Below are 9,141 nucleotides of genomic sequence, written 5' to 3' on the forward strand. Positions count from 1 at the left end.
GATAATGATGTTGTATGATTGCAGTAAAAAATCAAATATAGAGCGAATGAATTTTGAATAAACGTGACTGTGGGGACCTGCAAGTTGGCGACAGATTGTTAACTGAGCGCACTTCTTTATCGGTCTATCATTGATAATGCTATTGATCTTATACACTATCTCGGCCTGTTCATCAGTGCCCCAAAGTAAGTAATAATTTTGTACTATACCCTCCTTTTCATTATCAATTATTTCATTGACCATGAGCTTGTAACCAGAAAGAAGTTCAAAACCTGGCAACATTATCTCCTTAGGTTGAGACTCAAAGAGAGTTATGACTTCTTTTTTGCTCAATGCCTGAGTTAGAAAATTCATTTCAACCTATCTCGATAAGTGTGGAACTAGCATAAACCAATACAATCAAAAAATACCAGTACAAAGAAGGTTAGTAAACTCTTGTGTGGCTTGAGTGAATGTCAATGCGAAAATACTTGTGTTGTTGTATTTAAGCTTATAATTTATAAAGCATAATCTGAAGTAATACTGCAATCATACTATATTAAGGTTTAGCAGCTGCTGGTACTATGTGTTTAGTTGACGTCAGGCGAAAAAGGTACTTGTTGAGTGATTGAAAAGTTTGAGTGGTAGAAAGCAGCAGAATGGTTGCTAAACATAAGCTCAAGCGCTTCTTTTCTAGCAATAAATACACATTGTACATTGTTTGTGGATCGTGTTGTTAACAGGCTTCTCAATGAATATGTTAAAGAGCATGACAAAGGTGCCAGACAATCACAGTTATCAAACCAGAGTAACCTTGGTCTAGTGCCATCTTCAATGGCATGAAGGAAGCTTTTATTTTCGAGACTTGTTAACGCTTCTACTGGATTATCATAGAGACTAAAATCAAGGTAATGCACATCAACGCCTACCTTTCTTGCAATTTCTGATGTCTCTTCAATAAACCCATCTCTCAGCAAGTAACTATCAGCTGACATAATCTGAAAATTCATATCCCAAGCATACTCAACAAGCTGCTTAGCAGTGATCTTCATTGGACAAAATGGGCATTCAGTAGTTTGAGGAGACAAAATATAATTCCTAAAGAGTTTACGATAGTTATTGTTAAATATAGCCTTTTCACAGATGTTGGCATCATAGAAGTGATTTTGTTTTCGACAACTTCTGGCCTTTGTAATTTGATTTACGTAAACCTGTACAGTAATAGTACGATGATTAAGCTCGAAATAGAATATGATTAACAGCTATAAGTCACTATTTTTTACGGCTGAATCGTGCATTGAAATCAACAACATATCGATTTTTTTTGCTATTGGCATATAAGCGATCCATTAATGATCATAAGGATTGAAAGTATATATGTAGGCTTAGCTCTATTGAGAGTGGCTTTGTTGCGCAATAGCGATTTCACGCAGAATTAGCCGTTAAAATCGGAATAAAACTCTAATTGCATTTCAAAGTTTAGCTGAATCATCAGGCTTTAGTGGCCTTTTTGTTGCTTGAAGAATGACGGTTGCAGTGGATTATTCTTTTACGCAACAAAGCCATTGAGAGTATGTTTAACACACTGTTTAGTAAGGAAGAAAATAACTTAGTAGCGATCCAATTTTCAGGCGTACATAAAACGTTGATACAGTCTGGTCTGCGATTAGACCAAGTAGCTATCCATTGTTTAATCTGTAATACATCGAATCTGATACGAACGTGTTTGTCCAAATCCGTCTTACGATTCTGTGCACTCTGCATCACGGCTCCAACAGGCTGTTGGACATTTCCGTTTTAGCGCAATTGCTAATTTAGTGATACTTGAATTAGTTAAAGTATAGGAATTCCAATTCGCTTAGATGATTGTCTAGTATTGCTGGAACAGATCACCTTCCCTTTTCTCAAGGTGAACTAACAATTAAAACAAGTCAGTCTATCAAAATGCCCTTTGTCTAAGAGATAACCAAAAGGCAAAGTATGGCTAGCAATAAAGTTCTCTGGCTTCGTCTAGCTCTTGTTGGGCTTGGCGCATTTGCTCAATGGCATCCATGAGATCATCTTCAGTAGCCTCTCCCCTTTTTACAGCACTAGCAATCTGCTTATGATTTTCTTGAGCACTCTCAAAGTTATCTCTCGCTTGTTGAAGTTCATATTCAAACATAGTGTATCTCCTTTTGTTCTATGCCATACATATAGACACTTTACTAAGAAGAGAAAAACTAAACCAACTGTGATGGAACAAGTGTGAGTTTATGCAATCGCGACTTACAATGGGTCATAGCTGAGCACGTTTTTGCCACGAAATTAGTTAGCGCAAAGTGAGTTATTAGTACCTGTTTTTAGTTAAGTATAAGTAACCGTCAACATATCTTTATATTAAGATCAAGGTGCGGTATTATGTTGGTAGATACAGTAACTTACGAGGAGGTCTGTATGTGTAGCGCAGCACTAGCAAACTTCTTTATCCAAAAAGCTAAAGAAGAAGATATCGAGCTATCAAATCTGAAACTTCAAAAGCTTATGTATATTGGCTACGGTTGGACGCTTGCCTTAACTGGTCGTGATCTAACAGATGGTGAAGGCTTTCAAGCATGGAAACACGGTCCGGTTTCTCCGACCGTTTATCATCAGCTAAAAAGATATGGTTCAGGAGCAATTCAAGAGAAAGCGTTTGAATTCGACGAAGAATTGGGACTTTACTACCCGAATGTAAATAGCCCGGAAAATATTCAAGTGTTAACTAAAGTTTGGGATATCTACAAATCGTTTTCGGCGTGGAGCTTACGTTGTTTAACGCACGAAGATGGCACCCCATGGAAAGCAGTGTTTGATCCAACAGGTATGTACACGGAAATTCCTGTGAGTTTAGTAGATCAATTTTACACAAACGAAATCAAAGGAATGCTGGGTAGTGCCTAACGAAGAAAAGAAAACAGCCGATCTTCCACTTACTGATGCTCACTCTACCCCGGTGGAAGAAAAGAAAACAGCCGATCTTCCACTTACTGATGCTCACTCTACCCCAGTGGAAGAAAGGAAAGAGCTTTTTGATCAAATCGACAGTTTAAATACTAAGCAAGCTGTGGCAACAGTAAAGCAGAAGACTTCGACGTACAGGACAGCGCCTGGTCGTGATGAGCTTGTTGAAGGAGCAAAAGCAGATCACTTAGCTGGTCAAGAAAAGAACAAAAAACTAATTGCAGGCTGTATTACTAAATGTCTAGCAAGTGTTATCGCAGCAGCTGCTATCTATTTGGTTGTTATCATGGGACGCTTCACGTTTGATGTGGTGAATGACCCGGCGACAACTAAGAATGTTATCAAGTATGCTTGGACTTCACTTGAATCGTTGCTAACAGAGCACCAACTCGTTATCGGTGCGTTTGTTGCTTATCTTGTTTTTGGTGTGAAACCCGAACAATTTTCATCAAAAGAATCTAAAAAAGGCGCATGATGCGCCTTTTTATAGCTCTTCGTTATCAATCTTGAAGATGCTGACATGAAATACTCCTCAGTCTAATGTTTCCCTTTCTATTTACCAGTGCATTTTCCAATCCAATAAGCTCCCTTTATCCGCCTTTAAGATCTTACTCCTGTTCATACCCTGATTATCAAGTGCACAATCTGTACGTAATGGAATCTAAGTAGATCCAACAATCTCCGGTAACTGCAAAAAAAAACTAATCAACATAGCCAAGAAGACCTGAAGGGCAGGGTTACGGTCTTGTTACTGTCTTTCTCCGGTGCTATGTGGTCTCTGATCGTTCTGATAGGTTTGGAAAAAGGCTTGTCAGATGGGAGGCTTTGAGGTGTCTGCAGTAGTGCCGTTGTGGAGTTAATACGATTTGCTAACAGACATTTGCCCCAAACAGTTTTAGAACGTGTAATTATTACGATAGAACTGGCTAAAGGATGCTGACGATCACCTTCAATTTTGCAACAGTCTGTCGCAACTTTCATAGCGACTAATTTGCTAAACTATGGTTTGTTATGCAACACATGTAGGAGTCGAGATGAACTACTTTGCAGAGGATCCCTTCTAGGTAATGTAAACCTGGAGGGTAAATGAAAAAGTTAAAACAACAGTATCGAAGCTGTATAAAATGCCATCGTCGATATAGTTGGGATGTCTACCCAAGTGTACGTAGTGGTACTCATAAACGCTTTTCAACGAGACAGGAAAAAAGCTATTTCTTTCTTCATGAAATCGAGTGTAAAGGGTATCCAATCAAGCTAAGAGCTGCAAGGGGAAGAACATTAGCTAATCCCTGGGATGACTATCCATCTTATGTGTATGACCTCGCAAAGAGTTGGAAGCATAACTCCAAGCGACGTTGTCAGTACTATAAATGATTTGAATCATCATCAAGCCCCGCAATTGGGGCTTTTTATTTGTGAGCCTTCCTTTCATTTACCTGTGTTGTAGACTCAGTTTTGCCCCATTTCAATTTACAACACATGAGCAACCCCATGTTAGTGCTGGGTTTACCCATACTTTTTCTAATCAGACTGTTCTTCTGGGGCGAACATAATAGAGTGAGCTTTTACATACCGCTCAAGTGCAAATGTCTTATTTCTATAGTGAACAGATAGTAGAATAGTCATTGCACTGAACCAGATGGTCTTCTTTGGATCGTGCAATATCATTTCTCTCCGTAGTTTATCGTTTAACGGAGGCTGAACTATGGCAAACCTTTTTATGAATGCGTCTTTCTCTTTTTCGGTGTAATTCGACAGTAAGCCCTTAAAAGAAAATGAAATATTTGAAATGTTATGTACCAGTTGGTTTCTTAGCTCTGATAGTGAGGTGATAAACCTCCGACTATCCTTTTCGAGTAATGTCATCGACTTAACGAACGCCATCTTTCCCGTTCGTGTGTTACTCAGCTCAAGGTGAGCGATAGTTGTTGCTAGATTAGGCTCATCAATATGTGTAATCAAAAGGTGGGATATTGCCCCCTCAATTAAAGCGTGGAGTTTGATAACAAAGGACCAATCATCTTCCGTAAGCAACGCTTCAAAAAAACCTACAGGCAAACTTAATTGGTGTTCAAGCTTATTAATTTCGGCCAATTCCACCGTACTACTCCTTAGATTTCTTAGTATCCTTGAGGATAAGTAATAGTATACAAATCAAAGCTAAGTTTAATGGAGGTAATTCCAAAATCATCATAATGAGTTCCATACAATCACTTTAATAGTTGTTAGTGTAATTGTATTATCTCGTGTTGAGAGGTGTGAGTTAAGGACATGTATCGCCCTTAGTTGTCCGTTTCCATCTTCTATAACCTCTAAGGTAACTCTCAGGATCACTCATGTTGTTGTAGTCTGGTTTAGCGCCATGCCTTTTGGCGAACACTGGATTACGACCAAATGCTAAGTATTCTACAGCTTTGGCCTCTAAGCTCATTTTTTGGTGTGTCGCTTTAGCGTCCTCTGTATCTTCGAACATCCCACCAATACGAACGTAAGTATCAAAATCTTTATAGCTTTTTTCCTTCGCTCGCCTAGCAGCATAGTTACCTATCCCTTTCTTGCGAGATCCAAAAAGCACATCCTCTAGTTCTAAATCACCTCCAGCCAACATGTAAACTTGAAATGCTTCTGTTATTGCAATGATTACTTCCATTGGTGGGTAACGAGGTCGTTCTACACAATTTATGAGGTTATCTATTGGTGTATGCCCGTTTGTATCTTCGCGGTTTACCATACATACATCATCTTGTTGAGCGAATGAAACTTCCTTCCATAGATCCTCTACAGCTTCTCTCCAAGGATAATTACTCGTATCAGTCTGTAACTCATTTCTTATTTCTTCGACGCGTTCCCACGAATTTGGCTCAGCTTTACTACCTGAGCTTATCGCTTCCAATAGCTGTTTTTTTAAAGTCTCCCTCTCATTTGAATTCATATTTATCCCTCTGAATTATATGAACGATTAGATTACCACATTGCCATGCGGCAAGTTTATTACGTTTTTAGTGATAAGTGAGTTTGGCTGACAAGATTAGATGATTTGCAATACTCTAGGTAATGACACTGCGCTAAATTTAGTTCACGCAGTAACACATTTTTGTCCAATAGTGAGTTGCGACGTCACCATTTGAAGGGGCCACACTGTACAATTTGGTTATGTCTCATCAGCAAATTTGTCAGATTGAGTATGAGCTACTACAAGTCATGCTGTGAACAAATAATGTGACTAAAACTGCAATGTAGGAATGCTTGCGATTATTTCCAACTATTTTTGAAGATTATTTTGGTAGATACAACATTTGTGATCTTACTCTATAGATTCAGTAATCTTTTTTATCAGTTTATTTATTTCTTCTTTTACTTCATCAAAACCACAGTCAGAATCATGTGTGTTGCATATATTCAACGCTTGAGAAATATATTCCAAAGCTAGTTCTTTTTGCTTATTTACATCTGCGAGTAATGCAAGGTTATATAGTCCGTTAACAACAGTTATATCGTATCTAATATGTTTACCTGTGGATACGACTTCTTCCAACAACGCCTTCGCAACATCGTTCTCGCGTTTGTCTAGCGCTATGTTTGCTAAGTTCATTTGGGCATCAACTCTAATTCTTAGATTCCCTAGTTGGTTTACAATCACTATCGCTTCTACACCCAGATCCCAAGCAATCTCACAATTAGACATTTGCCAGTGGCATTTTGATAAAGAACAGATAATTTCCGACTGTAAATTACTATCACCTAGCTTCCGCGCAAAGCCTAATGCTTTCTCTAGGTAGTTAATTGCCTTTTCTAGCATGGCGCTATCTTCTTCATAACAATCCCAAAAGACATTTGCCAATGAAGTTAATGCCACGCTTTGTCCACTTAAATCCCCCGTAGCCTCAGACAAGTGCAAAGACTTGTTTAGATAAAATTCGGCTTGCTGGAAATCGAGATCGTGATGATAAATATGGGCTAAATTGATATATGCAACTTGTTTGGCTAAATCATCACTAAGCTCGTTTCCTATTTTAAGTGCATTATCTAAAACTTTACGTGCTTCACCTGGTTGGTTTACTTCCGAGTATGCAACCCCGAGACTACATAAAATATATGCTTTACTCTTTAGATGTTCAGTTTCTGGTTTTTGGGCTAAAGGTATGAGTTCTAGTGCGGTTTTTAACAAGCGTACTGCTTTATATGATTTTCCTTGCCCAAGGGCTGCATTTGCTAATTGTGATATGTGTTCACTATAAGAAAAGTAATCGTCTAGAGTCCGTGCTGCTTTGAGACCTTGCCAATTCCAACGCTTCAATTCCTCCGGTTGCATGTAACAATCCAGAATATGTTGCGCTTGATTGCAAAAATCGCTACACAACCTAGCTCTGATAATATCGTTATGAGCTCCTTGTGCGCACCAATCTTGAGCACGAGCTATTTGACCCATTTCACGACCTAGTATCGCAAGTCCTTCACTTGATTCGTTTCCACCCTGCCGATAGAACTTCTCTGATTCTATAAGGACTTTTAGATAATGGTCCGCATGTGCTTTTTTGAACTTGTAACCGGGTTTTTCATTATTCATAACTATCCAAAATAGCCTCTGCATGAGTTGCTAGAAGCGCGTGCATTTGGTAACGTTGTTCACTGGTAACTTCCAATAAACCTCGCAATGTAAGTTCTCTAATGATTGGCTTATAATCGGAAATGCCTAAAACTGCTGAAAATGCTGTTACATCAAAATGGGCCGGTTTATGTGCAAAAGCTCCCATTGCTGCAAAATAACCTCGCATTGTTTCGCTCAAACGCGAGGTGCTTTTTTCTAGTAGGAGCGCAACTGTAGGTCTAGTTTGACTATAGAGGTTCGACATGTCTGATGGGGCGTCTTGAGACAATAGTTCCATGCCATCTTCCAATGAATTAAATACTGGTCGAAGATCTTCACCTAAGCTTTGCTCCGTCTTAAGCATGCCCGCAGCGACATGTATTGCCAAAGGTAAATTCTCTATAAACGCTAAAAGTTTTTTTACCTCCAACTCCCAGTCTTTGCTAATTTCTGGTGCTAGAACTGTGAATACTTTGAATGCATCTTTAGGCGTTAGTGGACGTAATACAAAAACAGGGCAATCATGTTGCGAAATATTCTCTGCAACTACAGTTTCTCTTGTTGAAAATACTATTTGGCAATCTTCCACAGCTAATTGTCTGAAAACTTCACCATTTGGTACTTCCCATACGTCATCAACAACTAATAACATTCGTTTTTTCCGAAGCAAAATTTGAAGTCGTCTTATAGCCTCTGGGATAGATGGAATTTCAGAAATGCTATTATCACCTAATATACCTCCCCACTCTGCTAGTACTCCCATGATATCCGGCTTTTGCCCTAATGACGTCCATAGCACTCCATCAACATAATTATTTTTGATCGAGGAGTGATTGGCTATGTTAAGTAGGAGGCTTGTTTTACCTACTCCAGGCCATCCACGTACAACTGCTATCTTATTCTTTTTGTTGGATAAGATTTCCAATACTTCCGTGATATCTTGTTCGCGGCCAATAAACACATTGTGCGGTACAGGAGCATTGGTAATAAAGTCTTCCGTTGGTTTGTTAAAGACTCGCATATCGATGTAGCGGTCATCATCCACCAAGTCCGTCGAAAATGCTTTCGAATGCTTACCAATAGAATTCGATGCAAATAAAGCTGCATTCTCTTTCAAAAACTGCATCACAGCTCTTGCAGATGCTTGAGACGCAAAGTGTCTATATCTATCATCCTTAAAATCGTCTCCAAAGTCTGAAACAGCCTTAGCCACGATCACTGGAATATCATTTATTTCACCAATGGACCCAAGGGCACTAGTTTCCATGTCGACACCTAGTACTTTTCGCATTGAACTTGATAGTCGAGCGAATAATTTTTCATCCTCTACAACTGCTGCTCCTGTTGCAATTGGAGCAACGTGAACCTTAAAGTCTGGTGAAACTGGAATTCCTCTAGGGTTAAGTAACTCGAATTCTTCTGCATAAAGTTTACCACTATCGCTTAATGCGAGCGGTTTGAGTATCAAACCTTTTTTTAACAAGCGTTGAATAACATCAGACCAATTAGGACAATATTTATCAAAATCTGGATGTTCAGGAGGGTAAGAATTGTTGTGGAGTTGCTGAATAACCCAATTTTCTTGGAACTCC

The 9,141-nt window shown here is 39.0% G+C and carries 9 protein-coding genes; 2 read left to right on the top strand and 7 right to left on the bottom strand.

Translation table 11 applies throughout. The features are described from left to right. The 3 genes from MHN01_RS08345 to MHN01_RS08355 all read right to left on the bottom strand — a co-directional run. A partial coding sequence (locus MHN01_RS08345; protein ID WP_239410925.1) for a hypothetical protein occupies positions 1-354 on the bottom strand: 354 nt, incomplete at its 3' end. Positions 355-569: 215 nt separating this feature from the next. Further along, positions 570-1,067 carry a hypothetical protein gene (locus tag MHN01_RS08350; RefSeq protein WP_239410926.1) on the bottom strand — a complete coding sequence of 166 codons (498 nt, stop codon included), beginning with the start codon at positions 1,065-1,067 and terminating at the stop codon, positions 570-572. Between the two features lie 896 nt (positions 1,068-1,963). Next, positions 1,964-2,143 (bottom strand): hypothetical protein, encoded by a 180-nt coding sequence (locus MHN01_RS08355; RefSeq protein WP_239410927.1) that lies wholly within the window; start codon positions 2,141-2,143, stop codon positions 1,964-1,966. Positions 2,144-2,415: 272 nt separating this feature from the next. On the opposite strand from MHN01_RS08355, the gene MHN01_RS08360 reads away from it, so the two are divergent. Both MHN01_RS08360 and MHN01_RS08365 read left to right on the top strand, forming a co-directional pair. Further along, the gene (locus MHN01_RS08360) at positions 2,416-2,901 is read left to right on the top strand and encodes a Panacea domain-containing protein (RefSeq protein ID WP_239410928.1); all 486 of its coding nucleotides are present in this window, start codon (positions 2,416-2,418) and stop codon (positions 2,899-2,901) included. After that, entirely contained in the window at positions 2,894-3,436 is a 543-nt protein-coding gene (locus MHN01_RS08365; RefSeq protein WP_239410929.1) for a hypothetical protein, read from the top strand. The genes MHN01_RS08360 and MHN01_RS08365 overlap by 8 nt, the downstream gene beginning before the upstream one ends. A 1,046-nt stretch (positions 3,437-4,482) precedes the next feature. Here the strand turns inward: MHN01_RS08365 and MHN01_RS08370 are convergent. The 4 genes from MHN01_RS08370 to MHN01_RS08385 form a co-directional block, all read right to left on the bottom strand. After that, positions 4,483-5,061, bottom strand: coding sequence for a hypothetical protein (locus MHN01_RS08370; RefSeq protein ID WP_239410930.1), 579 nt, complete (start codon positions 5,059-5,061; stop codon positions 4,483-4,485). A gap of 163 nt (positions 5,062-5,224) precedes the next feature. Beyond that, a complete protein-coding gene (locus tag MHN01_RS08375) occupies positions 5,225-5,893 on the bottom strand; it encodes a hypothetical protein (protein ID WP_239410931.1) in 669 nt (222 codons plus the stop codon). 372 nt (positions 5,894-6,265) lie between these two features. Then, the gene (locus MHN01_RS08380; protein ID WP_239410932.1) at positions 6,266-7,528 is read right to left on the bottom strand and encodes a hypothetical protein; all 1,263 of its coding nucleotides are present in this window, start codon (positions 7,526-7,528) and stop codon (positions 6,266-6,268) included. After that, positions 7,521-9,141, bottom strand: a 1,621-nt coding sequence (locus MHN01_RS08385; RefSeq protein WP_239410933.1) for an NB-ARC domain-containing protein, incomplete at its 5' end; no start/stop codon positions are given. The genes MHN01_RS08385 and MHN01_RS08380, both read right to left, overlap by 8 nt.

The organism is Photobacterium sp. OFAV2-7 (assembly GCF_022347985.1).
Lineage (GTDB): Bacteria > Pseudomonadota > Gammaproteobacteria > Enterobacterales > Vibrionaceae > Photobacterium.